The sequence below is a fragment of the Actinomyces glycerinitolerans genome (assembly GCF_900098745.1).
Taxonomy (GTDB): domain Bacteria; phylum Actinomycetota; class Actinomycetes; order Actinomycetales; family Actinomycetaceae; genus Actinomyces; species Actinomyces glycerinitolerans.
Genome location: NZ_FQTT01000005.1, coordinates 1 through 21,458 on the forward strand (window position 1 = coordinate 1; position 21,458 = coordinate 21,458).

The following is a 21,458-nucleotide window of genomic DNA, read 5'->3' on the forward strand; positions in this document are numbered from 1 at the left end:
GGTGTCAGGCCGGCCAGGTCCAGCACCCCCCTGGCCTCCCCGGATCTTCTCCCGCCCAGCCTGAATCAGGGCCGCCAGCTCCGCCTCATCGTGCGCCGAGCCCAGGTGCTCCACAACCCGGCGCACCCCGTGCTCCTTAGCCACGATCTGCACCGCCGTAGCACCAGAAGCGGTACGCACCTTACGAACATACGGGCTCACACACCATCACTCTACCGCCCACCGGATTAGTGCCCCACAACCACCAACCCAACCGCACCACACCAACGAAAAACCCCGATCACCCCAGCGACCTGTCAGGAGTCAGGTCGGATGCTTGAAGCCGACGTCTGTTGTAATAGAGGAATGGACGCTCACGAGGTCATGCCTTCGCCATCCCGGACTCTGGCCGAGACCGTCGCCCGTCATTTCGACGGCGCGTCCGTAACCGAGGAGGGTGAGTGCGTCACCGTTCACCTCGGTGCGGGGCTGCCCGCAATTGATTGCTTTGTTGAACCGATCATTCCGCGAAGGCCGGCAAGTGCGTTCGCATGGATGAGTATTCGTGGCGCCGTGATGGGGCGCAGCGGTGCGCTAGTCACCGCCAGCGGATATGGGGACACGGACCTGGAGGCAGTGGTGGCTGCGGGATGCAACTGGGCCTGCGCCTTCGGGCCCGTCCTCCTGACTGCTCTCGGGCATCCCGAACGCATCCGCACACCCGCACCCGACGTCGAGCAGTATGACGCGACTGTCGGGGGCAGACGCTACCGGATCACCACAGGCGGTTTGGACCGGGGCATCAACGTGCCCGTGGAGGAGGTCGCTTCCTTCCGCGCGGAACTTGGCGGTTCGTGCGCGCTGACACGCCGAGTACTGGAATCGGGCACCATTCCGGCGACCCGTCTCGACGACGTCGTCTCGCTCGGGACTTTCTTGGCCGTCGGCCCACGCGTCAGTGCGGAGGTGAAACTCGGCGCAGCGGATTGGCCCGCGGCAACCGCCGTTTTGAGCCGGCTGCCGAGCGCGGAGCCGGGTGTGCGCATGCTCCGCGAATGGGCTCTGCTCGTCCCGCTGGAGCCCGCACCCCCGCTGACTCGTGATGGTCTGCAAAGCACCCTGAACCTGCTCCGGCATTGCCGCGACAACCCGGACTCGGAGGCCTGGTGGCTCGGGGGACGCACCCATGGTATGCAGCTGGGAGACACCGCCCCCGCTGATGCCGACCTTCCGGAGGACATGCGCCGCTTCATGGCAACCGTTGCGAGCTCTGGGGCCGGTCCCGGCTACGGACTGAACGTGCGACGCGAGGAATCTGGATGGGTGCATCTCGCCGATGCCGGATGCGGGGCGGAGTGGGTCCTTGAGCTGGCGGAGAACATTGTCTGGCTGGACGCACGTGCGTGCGATGGCTCGATGGTGCCCGTCGCCTCCTCCTTCACCGGCTGGTACGAGTCGTGGCTGGACAATGCGATACGCAACGGTGGTCCCTTCGCGAAGTGGAGTTATGAGGTTGACGCCGCCTACAAGATGCTCGCCGATGCGGTTGACAAAGTGGGACCCGACGCCGCGCACGACCTGGTACGGACAGTGAAGATTCGTGAGCCGGGTGGAAGCCTGGTCGGGCCCTGTCATGCGTGTCAACGCGTCTACTATCGCTACCAGATCCCGAGCACGGTCTTCCGACTCGACTAGAGCTCGGGGTGCGCGTGTTCACTGCCTCTCGCATCGGGGAGTCGATTCGGCGCGGTCGTCGGTCATGCCGACTGGTGGTGAGGAAGGGCACGTCGCCTGGGTTTGCGGTCCCGACGGCCGCCAGACTAAAGTACTAACCACGACGCGGGGTGGAGCAGTTCGGTAGCTCGCCGGGCTCATAACCCGGAGGTCGCAGGTTCGAATCCTGCCCCCGCTACCACTCCGGAGGCCCCGGCACCAGCAGGTGCCGGGGTCTTCTGCTGCCCGGGCATTGCGTTCCGGTGCGGTAGTTTGCTGTCATGACACTCACGCCTCCATCCGCTCCCATTTCGCCTTCGCCAGACACCATCGGCTCCACTGCGGATGCGAGTGGTTCCCGCATCGAGAACGCCGGCCTGGACGTGATCGCCGAATCCGAGCGCAAGGGCCGCCCCCGCGACTTGTTCATGCCCTGGTTCGCCGCGAACATCTCGGTGCTCGGCCTGTCCTGGGGCGCCTGGGTGCTCGGCTTCGGCCTTTCCTTTGCGCAGGCCGTCGTCGCCGGCGTCGTCGGGGTGATCGTCTCCTTCATGCTGTGCGGCTTCATCGCCGTGCTCGGCAAGCGCGGCAGCGCCCCCACCCTGGCCCTGTCCCGCGCCGCCTTCGGCTACCACGGCAACCGCCTGTCCGCCGCCATCTCCTGGATGCTCACCGTCGGCTGGGAGACGGTGCTGTGCGTGTCCGCGTCCCTCGCCTCCGCCACGGTGCTGCAGGCCCTGGGCTGGCACAACGAACTCGGCGCCCAGATCGTCGGCTTCCTGCTGACCGTGGGACTTGCGGCCAGCGCCGGCATCCTCGGCTTCGACACCATCATGCGGGTGCAGACATGGATCACCTGGGCCACGGGCATACTCACCGTCATCTACCTGATTCTGGTCTCCCCGCAGATCGACTTCGGGGCGCTTACCGCGCTGCCCGCCGGCTCGGCCGCGGCCTTCATCGGCGCCCTGGTCATGGTCGCCACCGGCTTCGGCCTGGGCTGGGTCAATGCCGCCGCCGACTACTCCCGCTACCTGCCGCGCAGCGCCTCCACCGGCGGCGTGATCGCGTGGACCACCATCGGCTCCTCGCTGCCCGTCGTCGTCCTCGTCATCGCCGGCATCATGCTGGTCGGCTCCGACCCCGAGCTCGGCACCGCCATCGACTCCGACCCCATCGGCGCGCTGACCACCATCCTGCCGCCCTGGTTCCTGATCCCCTTCGCCGTCGTGGCGATCCTGGGGCTCGCGGGCGGCATCATCATGGACCTGTACTCCTCCGGGTTGTCGCTGCTCGCCACCGGCCTGCCCGTGAAGCGGCACGTGGCCACCTCCATCGATGCCACCATCATGACCGTGGGTACCATCGCCGTCATCTTCGGGGCGGACGACTTCCTGGGACCCTTCCAGGGATTCCTGACGACTCTGGGGGTGGTGATCGCGGCTTGGGCGGGCGTCATGCTCGCCGAGGTGTGCCTGCGCCGACGCGACTATGACGAGGCCGCCCTGTTCACGCCCTACGGCGTCTACGGCTCGGTCAACCTGGAGGCGATCGCGCTGGTCGTCCTCGGGGCCGGCGTCGGCTGGGGCCTGGTCGTCAACTCCGCCGCCTCCTGGTTGAGCTGGCAGGGCTATCTGCTGGGCCCGCTGGGCGGCCGGGACGGCACCTGGGCCGGCGCGAACCTGGGCGTGCTGGCAGCGCTGCTGATCGGCCTGCTCGGACACCTGCTGCTCGGTCGGCGGCGCGTGCGCGTCCAGGAGCGGGCGGGGGAGCGCGCATGAGCTCCACCGGCTCCCTCCCACAGCCAGTTTCGGGGCCCGACGGCGTTCCCGCCGAGTTGCTCGTCGCCCTCACCGAGTCCGGTGGCGGGGACGGTCCCGGCCCCGCCGTGGAGGCCGCCCACCAGATCGCCCGGCGCACCGGCGCCGCCCACCACGACGTGTTGGTCGTGCTCGGATCCGGCGCCGACACCGCCCTTGACGGTTGGGGCGCGCCGACGGCGTCGCTGCCGCTCTCCGACCTGCCCGGCGTCGTCGGCCCCATCGCACCCGGGCATGCAGACCGGCTCGACTCCTACGAGTGGCGCCCGTCCTCCGGCCTTGACGAGGTTGGAAGCCCGACGACGGCGCCCCGCAGCCTGCGTGTGCTGGTGGCCCACGGCCGTACCCACCTGTATGAGGGACGCGGGCCCGGCACCGTCGTCGCCCTGGCCCGGGCCGCCGCCGCCACGGGCGTACGCGCCGCCGTCCTGGTCAATGCCAACGGCTGTTTACGCGACTGGGCGATCGGTGACGTCATGACGATCACCGATCACCTCAACCTTTCCGGCGCCTCGCCCTTCGACGGCACCGTGTTCGTCGACCAGCGTGAGCTGTGGGATCCGCAGCTGACCGCCGTTCTGCGCGGGCACACCCAGCGTGCCGGCGTCTACGCCATGGTGCGTGGCCCGGAGTACCAGACCCTGGCCGAATCCCGCATGCTGGCGTCCCTGGGGGCCGATTGTGCGGGCATGTCCACCATCCTGGAGGCGATCGCCCTGCACCAGTTGGGCGTGCGCGTGTCCGGGATGAGCGTGGTGTCCGACCTCTCCTTCGCGGCTGCTCCTACCGACCCGGATGAGGTCGTGCGCCTGGTCGCCGCCGCTCACGGCACCCTCGCCGCCGGCATTGAGGCGGTGCTGGCCGCCCTTTAGTGCCGCGGGCGGGATGCGCCCCGGACTCGGGCGGGGGAGTGGCCCCGTCCGGCTCCGGGGCGCACCGCTGCAACTCACGGCCCGCAAGTGCGGACATAGGACGCCCGTCCCCGCCCGCACGCGTCCGCATCCGGCTAGCCTTGGACCATGGCACCTGAGAATTCCACCGGCGCGACGACGCGCACCGAATCCGACTCCATGGGCACCGTCGAGGTCGCCTCCGACCGCTACTGGGGTGCGCAGACCGAGCGCTCTCTGCACAACTTCGACATCGGCCGCGAGACCTTCGTCCTGTCCCACCCGCTGATCCGGGCCCTGGGCGTGCTCAAGAAGTCCGCCGCCCTGGCCAACGCCGAGCTCGGTGAGCTGCCCGAAGACATCGCGAAGTTGATTGCCCAGGCGGCCGACGAGGTCATCTCCGGTGAGCTCGACTCCCACTTCCCGCTCGTCGTCTTCCAGACCGGCTCGGGAACCCAGTCCAACATGAACGCCAACGAGGTCATCTCCAACCGCGCCATCGAGCTGGCCGGCGGCCAGATGGGCTCCAAGACCCCCGTCCACCCCAACGACCACGTCAACCGCGGCCAGTCCTCCAACGACACCTTCCCCACCGCCATGCACATCGCCGTGGTCTCCGAGCTGGCGGCCATGTACCCGCGGGTGCAGCAGCTGCGCGACACGCTGGACGCCAAGGCCAAGGAGTTCGACGACGTCGTCATGGTCGGTCGTACCCACCTGCAGGACGCCACCCCGATCCGTCTGGGCCAGGTCATCTCCGGCTGGGTCGCCCAGATCGACTTCGCGCTGGACGGCATCCGCTACGCCGACTCCCGTGCCCGTGAACTCGCCATCGGCGGCACCGCCGTCGGCACCGGCCTCAACGCGCACCCGAAGTTCGGGGAGTTGGCCGCCAAGAAGATCAGCGAGGAGACCGGCATCGAGTTCAAGCAGGCCGACAACCTCTTCGCCGCGCTGGGCGCTCACGACGCCCTGGTGCTGGTCTCCGGTGCTCTGCGGGTGCTGGCCGACGCCCTGATGAAGATCGCCAACGACGTGCGCTGGTACGCCTCCGGTCCTCGCAACGGCATCGGTGAACTGATCATCCCCGAGAACGAGCCCGGCTCCTCCATCATGCCCGGCAAGGTCAACCCGACTCAGTGTGAGGCCATGACCATGGTCGCCACGAAGGTCTTCGGCAACGACGCCACCGTCGGTTTCGCCGGCAGCCAGGGCAACTTCCAGCTCAACGTGTTCAAGCCGGTCATGGCCTGGTGCGTGCTGGAGTCCATCCAGTTGCTGGGTGACGCGTGCGTGTCCTTCGACGAGCACTGCGCCTACGGCATCGAGCCGAACCGGGAGAAGATCCAGGCCAACCTGGACTCCAACCTCATGCAGGTCACCGCCCTCAACCGCCACATCGGCTACGACAAGGCCTCCAAGATCGCCAAGAACGCGCACAAGAAGGGCCTGTCACTGCGCGAGTCCGCCCTCGAGCTGGGCTTCGTCACCGCCGCCGAGTTCGACGCCTGGGTGGTCCCGGCCGACATGACCCACCCGTCCGCCGCGGACGAGTGATCCGGGCGGTTCGCCTGACTGCGGCCAGACGATCGAAGTAGACATCGTTGCCCGGCGGCGTAGTGGCGCCGCCGGGCAACGTGCCGTCTGCCGAACCGGCGACGGCTACTACGAGGCGGTTCTGCTCGATCCCGAGGGCAATCGGGTGGAGGCCGTTGCCGGGGACTACACCGATGAGGTGGCTGAGCGCCTCGGCCTTTGAACCCCGCATCCGCCACGCCTCAAGGACCTACACGCATGTCGGCCACGGCTCGTGGCAGGCTTCGGCCATGAAGCGATCGAGCGTTTTCGGTCTTGTCGTGGAGGCGGTTCTCGTCATTCTGGGGCTGGTGGCCGTATTCGGAGGAGAGAGTGAGCTGGCCGCGTACTGCTCGGCCGCCTGGGTCTTGGTTGCGCTGGTTTACGTTGCGATCGTGGCCTGGGCCGCGTGGCGACGCCGGGTGCTGGCGGACGACGGCGAAATCCAGGAGCCTGCGCTCAACCTTCCCCGCTGGCTGATCGCTCTGCTGGGAACCTCCCCGGCAATAGCGGCGCTCGTGGGTCTGGTCAATGTGCTGACCGGAATTAACATTCCACAGGAACTGATCGACCAATTGGCCGTCATCAACGGCGCGGCGCAGGTGAGTGCCCTGACTCGGGCCCTCCAAATCGTCGCCACGGTGATTACGATACTCACGGCCATGCTCGGTTGGGCGCTTCTCCACCTGGGATATGCCCGGCATTACGAACGTCTGGACCACCTGTACGGGCCGGCCCTGCAGTTCCCGGGCACAGCGGACCCGGATCTCACCGATTACGTGTACTTCTCCCTGACCGTGGGAACCACCTTCGCCACCTCGGACGTCGCCGTGACCTCTCGCCGCCTGCGCTGGACAGTGGCGGTTCACTCCGTCTTCGCCTTCTTCTATAACGCGATCGTGCTGGTGGTCGCGTTTAAGTTCATCACGGGCTGACAGGGATCCGCGGAGCGGCGACTTCCGAATCGCCGCCCGGCCCGCGCCGCGGCATCACCAACCACCCCCCTTAAGCTTCGGCCCGTGAATGCACTCCTCGTCATCGGCCTTCTAGCCGCCGTCCTCGCCGCAGCCCTGCACATGCTCATCTTCTGGATGGAGTCGATCGCCTGGGAGGGTCCGCTCGCCCGCAAGACCTTCGGCGGAAGTCCCAAGGAAGCCAGACCACACGCCTTCTACGCCTACAACCAGGGCTTCTACAACCTGTTCCTCGCGGTGGAGGCCCTGGCCGGCGTCGCCCTCATGGCCCTGAGCTCCGGCGCATGGCACACCGCGGGCAGCGCCCTGGCCCTCTACGGTACGGGCTCTATGCTCGCCGCCGCGCTGGTACTCGCCCTGAAGTCCCCGGCACACCGCCAGGCTGCGCTCAAGCAGGGGGCGTTCCCACTGATCGCCGTTGTGTTCCTGGTCTTGGGGCTTTTGCACTGAGCCGCGCTGCCCGAACGGTCGGCGTTGCCCAACGACGGCTCCGAGAATAAGTTACTAGACTGCCAGCTCGTGAATCCCATTGACCCCGACCCATCCCGGCCCCGCACGGTCCCGGTATCCCTGCTTCGTGCCGCCCGTCGACCGATTGCGGCGGCAGAGGCGGCACTGGCGCAGCACACCGTCCACCTGGCGCCCGAACCGCCCGGGGAGCGCTTCGGCCTGGTCACCCCGGGCGGAGACGCAACGCCGGGGGCGGACAGTCAGATGAAGAGCATCCCGCTCCGTTTTGAGGCCATTGGCGACTCACTTGTGGCCGGCTCCGGCGTCGATGACCAGTCCGAGGCGCTGGTGCCGCGCATCGCCCGGCAAGTCGCCGCCGGGACCGGTCGCGACGTGCACTGGTCCACACACGCGCGGTTGGGCGCAACCATGCGCCGCGTCCGCTACCGCTTCCTGCCGGAGCTCGACGGCGCCGACGTCGTCTTCGTGTGCGCCGGCTCCAACGACCTCATGGCACGCCGCACGCTGACCGAATGGGAGGAGGACCTGAACGCGGTGCTCGACGGCGCGGCCGCTGTGGCGCCGCATGTGGTCGCCTGCTCCGCCGGCCAGTTGTACAAGAGCCCCGCCCTGCGGCCCACCCTGCGCGCGGTGCTGCGCGAATGGACCGACGTGCAGACCGACGCCTCCGCCGCGATCTGCGAGGCGCACGGCGTGCCCTATGTGGACGTCGCCCACTGCGAACTGGTCGACGACTTCTGGGCCGCCGACGGCTTCCATCCCTCGGCCGCCGGTTACGCGATGGCGGCCGACATGATCGCCGAAGCGGTCATCACCGAGCTGGCCGCCTGACCGGCGTCCACGCCGCTCACGCCCAGGGCAGGCCGACCAGCTTGCCGGTGTGCGCGCCGGCGGCCATGTCCCGCTGCGCCTGAACCACGTCCTCCAGCGGGTAGGTGTGCACCGGCAGGAAGTCCAGGGCGCCCGTCTCAATCCGGTCCAGCACCCGCTGCAACTCCGCTTCCGGCAGGTCGGAGGCCTGGCCGGAGTAGGTGGTCAGCCGCACCCCGTTCGGGATCCAGTCCAGCGGATAGAAGTCCTTGATGGTCCACGAGTCCGAAAGCATGCCGGTGAAGCACACCGTGCCGTGCACCGCGGCGGCTTGCAGCGAGTCGCGCAGCGTCGGCACGCCCACCAGCTCCAGCACCGCGTCCACCCCCGCGGGCGCGTGCCGACGTACCTGCTGTGCCACCGCGCCGTCGTCGCGCAGTGCCATCACGCCCCGGGAGGAGAGCAACTCCAGTCCGGCATCCCGGCGGGAGGTCGCGTAGACCGTGCAGCCCATGTCAAGTGCGAGGGCTGCCGTGGCCAGTCCCAGCGCCGACGTTCCGCCGCGCACCAGCAGGCTCTGCCCGGGTTGCAGATTCAGTCCGGTGGTCAGGGAGCCGTAGGCGGTCTGCAGTGTCTCGGGGACCGAGCCGATCACCTCCCAGGGCAGGCCCGAGTGGAAGGTGATGACCTGCTCGCGCGGCACCACCACGTATTGGGCGTAACCGCCGTCGAAGGCCCGGCCCATGCCGCCCATCATGGTGACCGCCTGGGTTCCCGGGGCCAGACGCCCCTCGGGATCCAGGTCCACGACGCCGGAGGCCTCGATCCCCAGTACGCGCGGATAGCTCATGCCGCCGGCCTGTCCGGTCACCGAGTGGTACTCGCTGCGGTTCAGTCCGAAGGCCATGACCTTGAGCCGTACCCAGCCGGGCCGCGGCTGCGGGACGGGCATGTCCAGCACGTGCAGGTTCTCAATGCCGGGGGCGGTCAGCACGGCGGCGCGCATGCTCGCGGGCGTGGTGGTGTCAGACGGTATGGCGGCGGTCATCGGATAACGCTCCTGGGTTTTTACGGAAGTGGTTCGGGGTGCCGGGGCCGGCACTCCGGCACCTGGGAGTCCGGAGTGGTGCCGACCTCGTCGACGGGGGCGGCCAACACCTGCTCCAGCCAGTCGATCTCCGCCTTACGGGACGCGGCCACGATGCGGATCATGCCGCGCCGGTACGGATCGGGCTCGGTGCTGGAACGGCGCGGCGCGTCGTCGTCGTAGAAGAATGCGGGTGCCGGCTCACGCAGCACGGCCAGACGTCGACGCAGCACGGCCTCGCGCTCGGCCGGATCGGGCAGGCGGGAAAGGAAGGCGAGCAGAACCAGGAAGCGTGGCTGGGAGGCGATGTCGACCTCGGCGGGATGGCGCAGCAGATCAAGCAGGCGCTCGCGGCCGGTCGCCGTGATCTCTAGCCGCTTGCGGGGGCGTCCCCGGGCCCCGGGCTCGTCGGTGCGGACGAGCAGACCGACCTTCTCCAGGCGCGCCAGAGCGGGGTATAAGGAGCCCTCGGAGAGATGACTGCCGGGCCCGTCCAACTCGTTGATCCGGCGGCGCAACTCATAGCCGTGCAGCGGTCCCTCGGAGAGGAACCCTAGGATCTTGAGTTCAAGCACGCCGTCACACTACATCGAATCGACATATCCGCAAAGCGTTGTTACGGTAGGGCGACGTCGCCGCTCGGCGGAGGAGAGGAGACAGTCGTATGGGACTGGGAACCGGGACTCGGATCACCGACGCGTCCGCGCCTGCCACCGCAGGTTCCAGGCCGGCCATGACAGGTGCCAGCACGATCGAGTTCTCCGATGTCACCAAGCGCTACCCGGGACCTGCCGGCAACGGGGCCGCCGTCGACTCCTTCTCCGCCGTGCTGCCCGCCGGCTCCATAACCGTCCTGCTCGGCTCTTCGGGCTGTGGGAAGACGACCCTGCTGCGCATGGTCAACCGCATGGTCGAGCCGACCGCCGGCCGGATCCTCCTCGACGGTGAGGATGTCCAAGACGGCAGCCCGGTGGCCCTGCGCCGTTCCATCGGCTACGTCATGCAGAACGCGGGACTGTTGCCTCACCGGCGGGTGCTGGACAACATCACCCTGGTGCCGCGCCTGAACGGCACCGGCCGGTCCGCGGCACGGGCGCGCGCTCGCGAGTTGATGGACATGCTGGGCCTGGCGGAGGACCTGGCCGACCGCTACCCGGGGCAGCTCTCCGGCGGCCAGGCCCAGCGCGTCGGTGTGGCCCGCGCCCTCGCCGCCGACCCCGGCGTCCTCCTCATGGATGAGCCCTTCGGCGCCGTGGATCCGCTCGTGCGCCGCGACCTGCAGCGAGAGTTGCTACGCATTCAGGGCGAACTCGCCAAGACGATCATCTTCGTGACCCACGACGTGGACGAGGCCCTGATGCTCGGTGACGAGATCATCCTCTTGCGCGAGGGCGCCCAGATCGCGCAGCGCGGCACCGGCGCACAGCTGCTCGCCGATCCGGCCGACGACTTCGTGGCCCGTTTCCTCGGGCTCGACGACGCCGACCGCGTCCTGCGCCTGGCCGACGTCGCCGGCGGCCGGGTGGTTCTGGACCGGGTCGGCCGGGCGATAGGGCGGATCGACGCGGACGCGGAGATGCGCTCGTGACCTGGGTCCTGAACAATCTCCCGGCGATCGGCTCCTACCTGATCGCGCACGTGAGTCAGGCGGTGCCCGCGATCCTTGCGACCCTGGTGCTCGGCATCCCGATCGCCCGCCTGACCCAGCGGTTGGGGCCGCTGCGCGGCGTCCTCGTCTCGGGCGCCTCCCTGCTGTACGCCATCCCCTCGCTGGCGCTGTTCGTGATCCTGCCGGTCGTGCTCGGCACCGGTATTCGCGACACCATCAACGTCGTCGTCGCATTGACGCTCTACGGCCTGGCACTGCTGGTGCCCACCACCGTAGACGCGCTCGACGCCGTCGACCAGCGGGTGCTCGACGCCGCCACCGCCATGGGCATGGGGCCGCTGCGCCGCTTCGCCACCGTGGAACTGCCGCTGGCCGGGCCGGCGATTGTGGCCGGCCTACGCGTCGTCACCGTCTCCACCGTGTCGCTGACCACGGTCGGGGCGGTTCTGGGCGTGCGCAGCCTGGGCTGGCTGTTCACCGACGGCTACCAGCGTGGCATCACCGCGGAAATCCTCGCCGGAATCCTCGCCACTGCTCTGCTCGCGGTCGCGCTCGACGGCCTGGTGGTGCTGGGCGGACGCGCCCTGCTGCCGTGGGCGCGCCCCACGCGGCTGCGTGAGGGGGCGATGGCGTGAACTACGTCGGTGAGGCGATCGCCTACATTTTCGCCGCCGCCAACTGGTCCGGCTCGCTCGGCATCGGGCGGCTGCTGGTGCAACACATCGGGTACTCGCTGCTAGGGGTGGCCGTTGCCGCCGCCATCGGGGTTCCGTTGGGCTGGTGGATCGGACACACGGGGCGAGGGCGGGGCGCCGCCATCGCTCTGGCCGGCGCCGTGCGGGCCCTGCCCACCCTCGGCCTGATCACCCTGTTCGGGCTCGCCCTCGGCGTGGGCCTATCCGCCCCCATGCTCGCCTTCATCGTCCTGGCCCTGCCCAGTGTGCTGGCCGGCGCCTACACCGGCATTGAGTCCGCAGATCCCGTCGCCGTCGACGGCGCCCGCGCCAGCGGCATGAGTGAGATCCAGCTACTCACCCGCGTGGAGATCCCGCTGGGCGCCCCGCTGCTGGTGGGCGGCCTGAGGTCCGCCACCCTGCAGGTGATCGCGACCGCGACCCTGGCCGCCTACACCGGCGCCGGCGGGCTTGGGCGGCTGATGTTCCTCGGTCTCAAGACCCAGGACTACGGCATGATGCTGGCCTCCTCACTCATGGTCATTGCCCTGGCTCTGATATCCGAACTCCTCTTCATCCTCCTCCAGCGCGCCGTCACCCCGGTCGGTGCACGTAACCGAAAGGAATCCCCGTGAATCCCAATGCTGACAAGCGCACGGTGCTCACCCGTCGCAGTGTCCTGGCCGGCGGTGGTCTGCTCGCCGTGGCCGCCACGCTCGCCGCCTGCTCCAACTCCGACCCGCTGTCCTCGGGCACGGCCTCCGGCACGATCGTAGTGGGCAGCCAGCAGTACTACTCCAATGAGATCATTGCCGAGCTGTACGCCCAGGCGCTCGAGCAGGCCGGTTTCACCATCGACCGCCAGTATCAGATCGGGCAGCGCGAGGTCTACATCCCCGAGCTCGAATCGGGGGCGATCAGCGTGCTGCCAGAGTACGGCGGCAATCTGCTGCAGTACTACGACTCCGATACCGACGCCACGGACTCTGAGTCCATCCACGCCGCCCTGTCGGACGTGCTCCCGGACTCGTTGATGGTGCTCGACTATGCCGAGGCCACCGACCAGGACTCCTATACCGTGACCAGCGAACTCGCCGAGGAGTACGGCCTGGTCTCCATCGGCGACCTGGCCAAGCTCGACGGCACCGTGATGGTGGCGGCGAACTCCGAGTTCAAGACGCGTCCCTACGGCCCGACGGGCATCAAGGCCGTCTACGGGGTGGATGCCGACGTCTACCCCGTGGAGGACGACGGCGGATCGCTTACCATCGGCGCTCTCAAGGACGGAACGGTGCAGGCGGCCGACATCTACACCTCTTCGCCCGCCATCGACGCCAACGACCTGGTGGTCCTGGAGGATCCGGAGGCACTGATCCTGCCGCAGAACGTGACTCCGCTGGTCGCCGCCGACCTCGACGAGGGCGCCGTCACCGCGATCAACGCCGTCTCGGCGCTGCTGACGCCGGAGGCGCTGCGCGCGCTCAACGCCCGTTCGGTGGACGAACAGCTCGACTCCGCCACGATCGCCACCGACTGGCTCACCGAGCAGGGCATCCTGTCCGACTGAGTGCGTCCCATCACCGCCCTCGGCGGGCGCGTGTTCGGCTACGACACCGGACCGTGGTTGCCCGGACGGCGCAGGTAGTGCTCAACCCGCCAGGTGGCGTCCCCGGAAGCGGGGCGCCACTGGCCCGGCGGGTCCGTACAGGGGCCTCCCGGACTCCACTGCGACGGATCAAGCGCCGGAGCGTGCACCAGAAGCCCCGGGTCCATGCCCGCCGCGGCCGCGCGGGCACCGGCGTCCAGGTCGATCACCGACACCAGTAGTTCGTCCACGCAGTCGGCCGCAAGCGCCTGCGCGTATACGCTGCCGCCGCCGATTACCCACACCCGTGGCAGGGTGCGGTAGATGCCCTCGCGGGGATCCTCACCGGGGGCATCGACGGCGTCGTGCGCCGCCGCCAACCCGGCACGCAGGTCGCGGGCCACTACCGCGTCCTGCGCGGCCCAGTCCGGCCTGCGGGTGAGCACGATGCTCGTGCGCCCGGCCAGTGCGCCCCCGATCGACTCCCAGGTGGTGCGGCCCATGACCACGGCACCGCCCAGGGTGGCCGCCCGAAAGTGGCGGAAGTCGGCGGGCACCCGCCACAGCATGCCGCCGTCGGCGCCGATGATGCCGTAGCGATCCTGTGCCCAGATCGCCCCGACGGCACCGCCGCTCACACCGCCACCGGCGCCTTGATCGTCGGATGGTGCTGGTAGCCGGCGGAGGCGTCGATGTCATCCATGGTGTAGGCATCGATCGAGTCGGCCCGCTTCAGCCGCAGCCGCGGGAACGGGTAGGCCTGCGGGACCCGGGACAGCTGCTCGCGGACCTGGGAGACGTGGTTGTTGTATATGTGGCAGTCCCCGCCGGTCCACACCAGTTCCCCGACCTCCAGCTCCGCCTGCTGGGCAAGCATGTGGGTCAGCAGCGCGTAGGAGGCGAGGTTGAAGGGCACGCCCAGGAACAGGTCCGCTGAACGCTGGTAAACCTGCAGCGACAGGCGCCCGTCGGCCACATAGCACTGGAAGAAGGCGTGGCACGGGGCCAGCGCCATGCGATCCAGTTCGCCCACGTTCCAGGCGGATACGAGCATGCGGCGGGAGTCGGGGTCACGGCGCAGGGTCTCGATCACCCCGGTGATCTGGTCGATCGCCCCACCGTCCCGGGCCGGCCAACTGCGCCACTGGGCGCCGTAGATGGGGCCGAGCTCGCCGTCGGCGTCGGCCCACTCGTCCCAGATGGTGATGCCGCGCTCCTGCAGCCAGCGGGCGTTCATGTCGCCGCGCAGGAACCACAACAACTCGCCCTTGACGGCCTTCATGGCCACGAACTTGGTGGTGATGCGCGGGAAGCCTGCCGTCAGGTCGTAGCGCAGTTGCCGGGCGAACACCGAGCGGGTGCCCGTGCCGGTGCGATCGCCCTTGGAAACGCCGTCTAGCAGAACCTCGGCCAGCAGGTCCTCGTAGGCTGCGTCCACGCCGGCCGGTGCCTCCAGACCCAGCCGCGCCAGGTGCGGATAACGCCTGGTCTCGCCGTGGCGGTGCGCGCTCTGCTTACCGCTCTCACTCATGTGCGAACCTCCATCTCAACGCCGCGCCGGCCTTCGCTGGGGGCACTCTATCGACTCCCGTCGCGACCGTGCGGCATGCGGGCCCGACGCGGCGCAGGACCGACCGGCTATGCGTCGGGGTCGTCGAGCAGGTGCAGGCGCAGGCCGGCGCCGTGCTCCAGGGTGTGACCGACGGTGCAGCCGCGTTCGATCGCACGGTCCACCCGCTCGCCGAGTGTCTGGCGCTGCTCGGGGCTCAGCGAGGCGAAGTCGGCGACGATCTGCACGTCCAGATCGCTGTAGCGCTCCTCCTCCTCATGCTTAATGGAGGCGGCGATGACGTTGGCGTCGAAGTCCTCACCGAGTGCCTTGGCCAGCCGGTGGTCGGCGGACAGCGCGTTGCAGGTCGCCAGGGCGAGCTTGAGGAGATCCCCCGGGGAGAACTCGCCCGGGCCCATGCCGACGCGCACCTCGGCGCCGCGGGCGTTGTGGCCCAGGTACTGGCGATTTCCGGTGCGTTCCGCCCACACCGAGTTGGACTCGGTGGGAGTGATGACGTCATTGAGGTCGTTCATGGGGGAGATGGTGTCACAGGGCCGGTGGGGCGACTAGCGCATGCGCGTTGGGCGGAACGGGAATATTCGGTAGCGCCCGCCGGGACGTCCCCTCAGGCCGGTCCCGGCACGGCGGCTCCGTTCAGGCGTTCAGCCAGGCGGCGCCCCGGCGCTCCTCGTCGGCCACAACCCGGTTCGCCTGTGCCAGCGCCTTCTCCTCCACGCTGCGCCCCACCAGGGGCACGGAGACCGAAAGATCCAGGTCGACGACGACGCGGGTGGACTCCCCGCCGGCGTCGGGGCGCATGCTGGTGGTGGCGCCGGCCCTTACCGGGGCCCCCTTGACCGCGAGGTCGAGGCTGCCGCTGCGTGAGCCGTCGTCGGCGGGTTCTCCCCAGGACTCGGTCAGGCCGAAGGAGACGGCGGAGCGGACGAAGCGGGCGGCGGCCGCCGGCAGGTGGCCGGGTGATACCGATCCGGAGATGGTCGCCACGAAGCCGCGGCCGCGTGCGGCGACGTCGACGGAGGCGTCCTCCAGCTGGAATCGCTCGATGCGGCCACGCTGGTAGGCCGGATCGGCCAACATGGCGGCCACGCGATCCGGGCCGGCGGGGTAGGTGATCGTGACGCGCTGCTTCATGGTCCCGATCCTGCCACGCCTCGGCGGGTGGCGCCCACGACGTGCCGGGCCCTGGTTGCGGACGTGTCCCATGGCTCGGGAAGCCGAGCTCCCACCTGTACCCGGTAGCATCGGGGCGTGTCGAGTCTTCTGCCCTCCACGGTCCGCGGCGTCGTCAGCCTGCCCCCAGCCGACCTCGACTGGCTTCATCAACTCATGGCGGACTGGCAGGTGATCGCGGACCTGTCCGTATCCGACCTGGTTTTGTGGGTACACACCGACTCCGGCCGGTTCGTGGCTGCCGCGCATTCGCGTCCGGCTACCGGTGCCACCGTGCACCTGGAGGATGTGATCGGTCGACGCATGCCCGCCGCCCGCGAGGCCATGGCGCTGGAGGCACTGATGAGTGGGCAGATCGTGGTGGCGGCCGCCCCGGAGTGGACCGGCTCTTCGGCAGTGCGCGAGGAGTATGTCCCGGTTATTCACGGCTCCCGTGCAATTGCCGTCGTCACCCGGGAGACCGCCGTCGGCGTGCTGCGCGGCGGCCGCATCGTGGACAAGCCCCTGGAGGAGCTGGCCGACGCCCTGTGCCTGATGATCGCGCAGGGGAGCTTCCCCATCAACGGCGCCGCCACGGCCGTGCGCCATGGCACCCCCCGTGTGGGCGACGGCGTGGTCAGTCTGGATGACGACGGCGTGGTCACCTACGCCTCACCCAACGCTCAGTCCTGCTTCCACCGGCTCGGCGTTGAGGGCGACATCGAGGGCAGTCAGCTCGCCGAGGCCGTCACCAGCATCATTCCCGAGCGCACTCCCGTGGATGAGACCATGGCGGTGGTGCTGATGGGGCGGCAGGCGTGGTTGACCGAGGTGGAGGTTGGTGGCGTATTCCTGTCAATGCGCTCGATTCCGCTGCGTCGCGACGGGGCGCGGGCGGGCGCCCTGCTGCTGGTTCGCGACGTCTCGGAGATTCGGCGCCGGGAGCAGGTGCTGATGAACAAGGACGCCACCATCCGCGAGATTCACCACCGGGTCAAGAACAACCTGCAGACGGTTTCCGCGCTGCTGCGAATGCAGGCGCGCCGTGCCACCAACGAGGAGACGCGTTCCGCCCTGACGGAGGCGGAGCGACGCGTGGGCACGATCGCCACCGTGCATGCGGCGCTGAGTCAGAACGTTGATGAGCAGGTCAACTTCGACGAGGTGTTCTCCTCGGTGCTGCGTTCCGCCGCGGCCGTGGCCACCCCCACCGGGCAGGTATCTACTCGCCTGGAGGGCAAGTTCGGGGTGATCGAGGCCGACGTGGCCCAGGCATTGGCCACCGTGCTGGCCGAACTGGTGACCAATGCGGTCGAGCATGGGCTGGAGGATCGCGACGGCACCGTGACGGTGCGGGCACAACGCGACGGCGAGCAGTTGACCGTGCATGTCATCGACGACGGGGTGGGCCTGGTCCCCGGCAAGGAGATGACCGGCCTGGGCACACGGATCGTGAACACCCTGGTGCGTGGTGAGCTACGCGGCTCGATCGACTGGCGTCCCGCTCCAGGCGGGCAGGGCACCGACGTGGTCCTGCACGCCCAGCTGGGCGAGGCCTGAACCCGGGACGACGGGGCGGACGGTGTGGTGGGAAAGGTACCGGTGGCGCACCGGGGTGCGGCGCGCCACCTGACGGCTCAGGAGGAGCGGCGGGCCCGGGCGGCGCGCCGCTTGAGCGAGCGCCGCTCGTCCTCACTCATGCCGCCCCACACGCCGGCGTCCTGGCCGTTCTCAAGCGCCCACTTCAGGCAGGTGTCGACCACGTCGCAGCGGGCGCACACCTCCTTCGCCTCCGCGATCTGCGCGATCGCGGGGCCGGTGTTGCCGACGGGGAAAAAGAGTTCCGGGTCAACCGTGAGACAAGCTGCCTGGCTCCGCCAGTCCATAGAGGGCTCCCTTCGGGGACGTGAATGCTGCTGCGGTGCGCGTGACGTGCCGTCCCGAGTTCGCCGAGGCGGGCGCTGGACCACCGCGTCCTGCCCCCAACTTTCACACGCCGACCGGGCCGGGGCAAGACCTCGCAGGTGAGACCTGTGCCGACGGCCTGTAGTGATAGTCACAGTCCCGTGCGTCGTTTCTGCAATGGTTACAGGAGCGAAACCTCGGCTCGACGCGCTCTACGTTAGCGGTCTGCCCCATCCGCCGCCACCTGCAGCGGCGTGATGGCACCGCGCCACACCAGCACGCCCCTGCCCGGCACGGTCGTGCCGCGCGGATCAATCGCCCCACGCAACTGGCGCCCCGCTGCCTGCGCCGCCGGCCCCAGCCCCGGCCACAGCACGACGACGGCGCCCCGCTCGCGCAGCACGGCCAGCGGTCCCCGATAGGTTCCCGCGGCCCGCTCCGTGGTTGCCGCCGCGATCACCCGACGCCCCTGTCCGAGCGCCTCCTCCACCCGTGCCTGCGTCGCCGCATTGCTGAGGTCCAGGTCGTCCACGACCAACGGTTCCTCGGCGCCGAGCCGGCCCCGGATGCAGCTCGCCAGGGCAGCGACCGCGCAGCTGCGCCCCGACCCCGGTGGGCCGACCACGAGCACACTGCCGTCCGGCAGCGGCACCGGGGCGGCCTCATCTCCGCCCACCGCCCACACGCCCGGCGCGGGGGCAACCAGCCGGGGAATCTCCTCTAGTCGGCGCGGTCCCGCCCCGAGGGCGGGCCCCTCGTCCGCAGTCGGCACCACCACCTGGCAGGCGATCGCGTCGCCGCCGTCGAGCAGCACTCCGCGCCCGGGCCCCGAGCCGGTGACGACGCCGCGCGGCAAGCCCGCCAGCGAGGCCTGTGCCGGCTGCACCGCCCCCAGCACGAGCCGGCGTCGCAGCGGCACGGCCCAGCGGGCATTGGCCACCGTCAACGGTGCGGCCACCAACACCCCGGTGCCGGTCGACGTTGCACCGCGCACCAGCGACTCCAGCAGTGCCTGTCCCTCACCCGGCCCGAGCGCCTCATCCACGGCCGACAGCATCACGTCAACGTCGTCGATCGCCAGCAGGTCCCCGTGTAGGGAACCGGCGGCCGCCAGCGACCACAGGCGGGCGAGCCGGCGTGGATCCTGGCCGCCCACGACCGTGCCCACCCCGGCCCGGCCGGCCAGAGCCGCAGCGGGGGAGCGGGGTTGTGCGCACACATGCACCGTCATCCCGCTTCCGAGCGCACCCAGCGCGGCGGTGTACACGCCGGTCGAGCGGCCGCAGCCCGGCGCCCCCATGAGCAACAGGGGCTCGGAGGGCGACCACTCCCAGGTGCCCAGGCACTGGCTCTCCGGCAGATCCGTCAGCAGTAGCGTGCACCCGGCCTTGTCCGCCTCCGGCCGGGCGAGCGGGGACGCACCCGCTGACGCGCGCGTGGGGCCGTGGGTGGCGAGCGCTTGCGCCTGCTGGCGGTCCACGTGCGCGGGTAGCGGCAGCGCCCAGGGACGCCAAGGAGCCGCCGCATCCGCGGCGGCCGCGATCTCACCGACCAGCGCCGCCAGATGCCGTTCCGTACCACACCAGGGAGCCTGCAGCACCGGCTCGGACTGTCCCTGAACCCCGGTCGCGACAATCACCCGCCCCGGATGCGTCGGCAGGCGTGCGGCTCCATCGTGTCCCAGGATGTCGCGCGAGTCGGCTGGATCGAGTACCCGCAGACACACTCGCAGATTCGTGTTGGCGCGAATGGTGGGCGAGACCGCGCCACTTGGACGCTGGGTGGCCAGGATCAGGTGGATCCCGAGGCTGCGCCCCTGGGCGGCCACCCGCACCAGTGCATCCAGCACCTCCGGATGCTCGGCCGCCATAGTGGCGAACTCGTCGACCACCAGCACCAGTCGCGCGGGGGCATCGGCCGGGTCCAGGTAGGAGACGTCCTTGGCGCGGTGCTGGGCCAGCAGGCGCTCGCGGCGGCGCACCTCGGCCTCCAGGGAGGCCAGGGCCCGGCGCGTGCCCGCCGGATCCAGGTCGGTCAGGACTCCGGCGGTATGCGGCAGCTCGGCGAGTGGACCGAAGGCCGCGCCGCCCTTGTAGTCGACCAGAACCAGGCTCAGCGCCGAAGGCGGGCGGGTGGCGGCCAGTTGCAGCAGCCAGGAGATGAGCAGCTCGGACTTGCCGGACCCGGTGGTGCCGGCCAGGAGGGCGTGCGGCCCGTCCCGGACCAGGTCGACCGCCACCGGGCCGCCCGCGCCCACCCCGAGCACCGCGGGCAGGCCGGCGGGCACCACCTGCTCCCAGCGGTGCCGCAGGAGACCGCGGTCGATCTCCGCGCATACCTCCTCCAGACGCACCGTGGACGGCGGCCCGCCGTGTCCGGCGCCATCGGCTCCGTCCTGTACCGGCAGCCCGGCGACGGCGCGCAACGTGGCCCACCATCGTCCGCCGGGGTCCGGCGCCCGCCCGCGCACCGGCAACACGCTGACCGCCCGGGCCGGTGCTCCGCTGCTGGCGGCCGTGACCGCCACCTGACTGCGGCGTCCCTCGGGACCCCAGGACACGCGCACGCTGGCATCGCCGGCCTGCACCTGCCCGAGGCCGCGGGCAAGCACCTGCGCGCCCCACCAACGCACCGCTCCGACCGCCCACGGCCCGGTCAGGGCAATCCGGTCGCCCGCCGCCACCCGCAGTACCGTGCGTCGACACCGCCGTCCGGTCCACGCCCTGATCGCCTCCTCGTCGTCGGCCCTGCCGGCCGTCTCCGGCTGGTTGCGGCCGCCCGCGTGCCGCACCGCCACGGCCAGCAGCATGCCGGCGGGATCGGGAGTGCGTGCCCGGGCCCCGCGCCAACCGGCGGTCCCGGCCTGGCGGCCGGCGCCGCGTCCCCGCCCGAGCAGGGGCAGCAGTCGCAGCGCCGCCATCATGCCCATGGGGGCCATGGCCAGCGCCCCCATGGCGCCGCGGCTGCCGGTGCGCACCGCGACAACCGCCAGCACCCCCAGCAGCAGCACCGCCAGCGCCGAGCCGAGCGCCATCCACCGGTTCTGTGCCGGGGTTGGTGGCTTCGGCGGGTGCAGGTCGGCGGGGCGACGCCGCAACTCCGCCACGGTGTCGCCCAGGCGCAGCCGGGTTCCTTCTCGGCAGGTGTGTGGGCGGTTCCCCAGCCTGCGCCAGCACCAGCGGCGGCGCACACGCGCACCGTTGGCAGAGCCGGCGTCCGACAGCAGCACGCCGCGGGGTGTTTGGCGCACCCGCAAGTGGGAGCGGGAGACCGCCTGATCGGTGAGCACGCCGTCGCGCCCCACCGTGCCACGTTCGGGCAACGGGATCACCAGTCCCTCGTCGCGGCCGGAGAGGACGGCCAGGTGCCAGGTGGAGGACAGCGCCGCATAGGCGGCCGCCGCGGCCACCGCCACCTCACCGGTCATCGCCGTGGGGCCGGATTCGGGAGCGGCGGGGGCCCGGGTGCCGGGGGAGGAATCGGAGTGCATGCCATGAGCCTGCCTTCGCCACCGGTGGGCCGCCGGGGGCCTGTGGAGACGCCGCCGAGGGGGTGTCGCGAAGCGCGCCTGTGGACTTCGGCGCCGTACCTGTGCGCCCCGCCGGCACCCGCCCTGTCGGCAACCGCGGGGGAGCGCCTTGGGG

At 70.1% G+C, this 21,458-nt stretch carries 20 protein-coding genes, 1 tRNA gene and 2 pseudogenes; 14 read left to right on the top strand and 9 right to left on the bottom strand.

Annotated features, from left to right (window positions below; genetic code table 11):
* Positions 1-201, bottom strand: a pseudogene (locus ACGLYG10_RS16310) (hypothetical protein); the annotation flags it as partial.
* Positions 202-534: 333 nt separating this feature from the next.
* On the opposite strand from ACGLYG10_RS16310, the gene ACGLYG10_RS03960 reads away from it, so the two are divergent.
* From ACGLYG10_RS03960 to ACGLYG10_RS04000, 9 genes and pseudogenes are all read left to right on the top strand, one after another.
* Entirely contained in the window at positions 535-1,674 is a 1,140-nt protein-coding gene (locus ACGLYG10_RS03960; RefSeq protein ID WP_244542567.1) for an SMI1/KNR4 family protein, read from the top strand.
* Positions 1,675-1,817: 143 nt separating this feature from the next.
* Positions 1,818-1,894 (top strand) — tRNA-Met (locus ACGLYG10_RS03965).
* 79 nt (positions 1,895-1,973) lie between these two features.
* Positions 1,974-3,473 carry a purine-cytosine permease family protein gene (locus tag ACGLYG10_RS03970; RefSeq protein ID WP_083565473.1) on the top strand — a complete coding sequence of 500 codons (1,500 nt, stop codon included), beginning with the start codon at positions 1,974-1,976 and terminating at the stop codon, positions 3,471-3,473.
* Positions 3,470-4,384: a purine-nucleoside phosphorylase gene (locus tag ACGLYG10_RS03975; protein WP_073328110.1), complete on the top strand. Its 915-nt coding sequence runs from the start codon at positions 3,470-3,472 to the stop codon at positions 4,382-4,384. Before ACGLYG10_RS03970 ends, ACGLYG10_RS03975 begins: the two co-directional genes overlap by 4 nt.
* 147 nt (positions 4,385-4,531) lie before the next feature.
* A complete protein-coding gene (gene fumC / locus ACGLYG10_RS03980; protein ID WP_073328112.1) occupies positions 4,532-5,959 on the top strand; it encodes a class II fumarate hydratase in 1,428 nt (475 codons plus the stop codon).
* A 94-nt stretch (positions 5,960-6,053) separates the two neighbouring features.
* Positions 6,054-6,161 (top strand): annotated as a pseudogene (locus tag ACGLYG10_RS16520) (VOC family protein); the annotation flags it as partial.
* Positions 6,162-6,228: 67 nt separating this feature from the next.
* On the top strand, positions 6,229-6,912 hold the full coding sequence (locus tag ACGLYG10_RS03990) for a DUF1345 domain-containing protein (RefSeq protein ID WP_244542568.1): 684 nt from the start codon (positions 6,229-6,231) through the stop codon (positions 6,910-6,912).
* Between the two features lie 84 nt (positions 6,913-6,996).
* Positions 6,997-7,401 (top strand): DUF1304 domain-containing protein, encoded by a 405-nt coding sequence (locus tag ACGLYG10_RS03995; protein WP_073328117.1) that lies wholly within the window; start codon positions 6,997-6,999, stop codon positions 7,399-7,401.
* A gap of 69 nt (positions 7,402-7,470) precedes the next feature.
* On the top strand, positions 7,471-8,253 hold the full coding sequence (locus ACGLYG10_RS04000; protein ID WP_244542569.1) for an SGNH/GDSL hydrolase family protein: 783 nt from the start codon (positions 7,471-7,473) through the stop codon (positions 8,251-8,253).
* A gap of 16 nt (positions 8,254-8,269) precedes the next feature.
* Here the strand turns inward: ACGLYG10_RS04000 and ACGLYG10_RS04005 are convergent, their stop codons facing one another.
* Positions 8,270-9,280 carry a zinc-binding dehydrogenase gene (locus ACGLYG10_RS04005; RefSeq protein ID WP_083565475.1) on the bottom strand — a complete coding sequence of 337 codons (1,011 nt, stop codon included), beginning with the start codon at positions 9,278-9,280 and terminating at the stop codon, positions 8,270-8,272.
* A gap of 20 nt (positions 9,281-9,300) precedes the next feature.
* A complete protein-coding gene (locus tag ACGLYG10_RS04010) occupies positions 9,301-9,894 on the bottom strand; it encodes a PadR family transcriptional regulator (RefSeq protein ID WP_073328119.1) in 594 nt (197 codons plus the stop codon).
* 158 nt (positions 9,895-10,052) lie between these two features.
* Between ACGLYG10_RS04010 and ACGLYG10_RS04015 the strand changes: the two genes are divergently transcribed.
* Genes ACGLYG10_RS04015 through ACGLYG10_RS04030 form a run of 4 tightly spaced genes read left to right on the top strand, consistent with a single transcriptional unit; the run spans position 10,053 to position 13,169 of the window.
* Positions 10,053-10,907 (top strand): ABC transporter ATP-binding protein, encoded by an 855-nt coding sequence (locus ACGLYG10_RS04015; protein ID WP_073328163.1) that lies wholly within the window; start codon positions 10,053-10,055, stop codon positions 10,905-10,907.
* Positions 10,904-11,563: an ABC transporter permease gene (locus ACGLYG10_RS04020; protein ID WP_073328121.1), complete on the top strand. Its 660-nt coding sequence runs from the start codon at positions 10,904-10,906 to the stop codon at positions 11,561-11,563. The genes ACGLYG10_RS04015 and ACGLYG10_RS04020 overlap by 4 nt, the downstream gene beginning before the upstream one ends.
* On the top strand, positions 11,560-12,237 hold the full coding sequence (locus ACGLYG10_RS04025) for an ABC transporter permease (protein ID WP_073328124.1): 678 nt from the start codon (positions 11,560-11,562) through the stop codon (positions 12,235-12,237). Before ACGLYG10_RS04020 ends, ACGLYG10_RS04025 begins: the two co-directional genes overlap by 4 nt.
* Entirely contained in the window at positions 12,228-13,169 is a 942-nt protein-coding gene (locus ACGLYG10_RS04030; protein ID WP_108966860.1) for an ABC transporter substrate-binding protein, read from the top strand. Before ACGLYG10_RS04025 ends, ACGLYG10_RS04030 begins: the two co-directional genes overlap by 10 nt.
* Before the next feature lie 38 nt (positions 13,170-13,207).
* On the opposite strand, the gene ACGLYG10_RS04035 is transcribed toward ACGLYG10_RS04030, so the two are convergent.
* The 4 genes from ACGLYG10_RS04035 to ACGLYG10_RS04050 form a co-directional block, all read right to left on the bottom strand.
* Positions 13,208-13,756 carry a dihydrofolate reductase gene (locus tag ACGLYG10_RS04035; RefSeq protein WP_432416222.1) on the bottom strand — a complete coding sequence of 183 codons (549 nt, stop codon included), beginning with the start codon at positions 13,754-13,756 and terminating at the stop codon, positions 13,208-13,210.
* 65 nt (positions 13,757-13,821) lie between these two features.
* The gene (locus ACGLYG10_RS04040; RefSeq protein WP_073328129.1) at positions 13,822-14,718 is read right to left on the bottom strand and encodes a thymidylate synthase; all 897 of its coding nucleotides are present in this window, start codon (positions 14,716-14,718) and stop codon (positions 13,822-13,824) included.
* 107 nt (positions 14,719-14,825) lie between these two features.
* On the bottom strand, positions 14,826-15,272 hold the full coding sequence (locus ACGLYG10_RS04045) for an OsmC family protein (RefSeq protein WP_073328131.1): 447 nt from the start codon (positions 15,270-15,272) through the stop codon (positions 14,826-14,828).
* A 121-nt stretch (positions 15,273-15,393) separates the two neighbouring features.
* Entirely contained in the window at positions 15,394-15,891 is a 498-nt protein-coding gene (locus ACGLYG10_RS04050) for a DUF2505 domain-containing protein (RefSeq protein WP_073328134.1), read from the bottom strand.
* Between the two features lie 117 nt (positions 15,892-16,008).
* On the opposite strand from ACGLYG10_RS04050, the gene ACGLYG10_RS04055 reads away from it, so the two are divergent.
* Complete coding sequence (locus tag ACGLYG10_RS04055; protein WP_073328137.1) at positions 16,009-17,469, top strand: sensor histidine kinase; 1,461 nt, start codon at positions 16,009-16,011, stop codon at positions 17,467-17,469.
* Positions 17,470-17,546: 77 nt separating this feature from the next.
* Here ACGLYG10_RS04055 and ACGLYG10_RS04060 read toward each other — a convergent pair whose 3' ends face one another.
* Both ACGLYG10_RS04060 and ACGLYG10_RS04065 read right to left on the bottom strand, forming a co-directional pair.
* Positions 17,547-17,795: a WhiB family transcriptional regulator gene (locus ACGLYG10_RS04060; RefSeq protein WP_067939003.1), complete on the bottom strand. Its 249-nt coding sequence runs from the start codon at positions 17,793-17,795 to the stop codon at positions 17,547-17,549.
* A gap of 236 nt (positions 17,796-18,031) precedes the next feature.
* A complete protein-coding gene (locus tag ACGLYG10_RS04065; RefSeq protein WP_073328140.1) occupies positions 18,032-21,304 on the bottom strand; it encodes an FtsK/SpoIIIE domain-containing protein in 3,273 nt (1,090 codons plus the stop codon).
* Positions 21,305-21,458 lie beyond the last annotated feature (154 nt).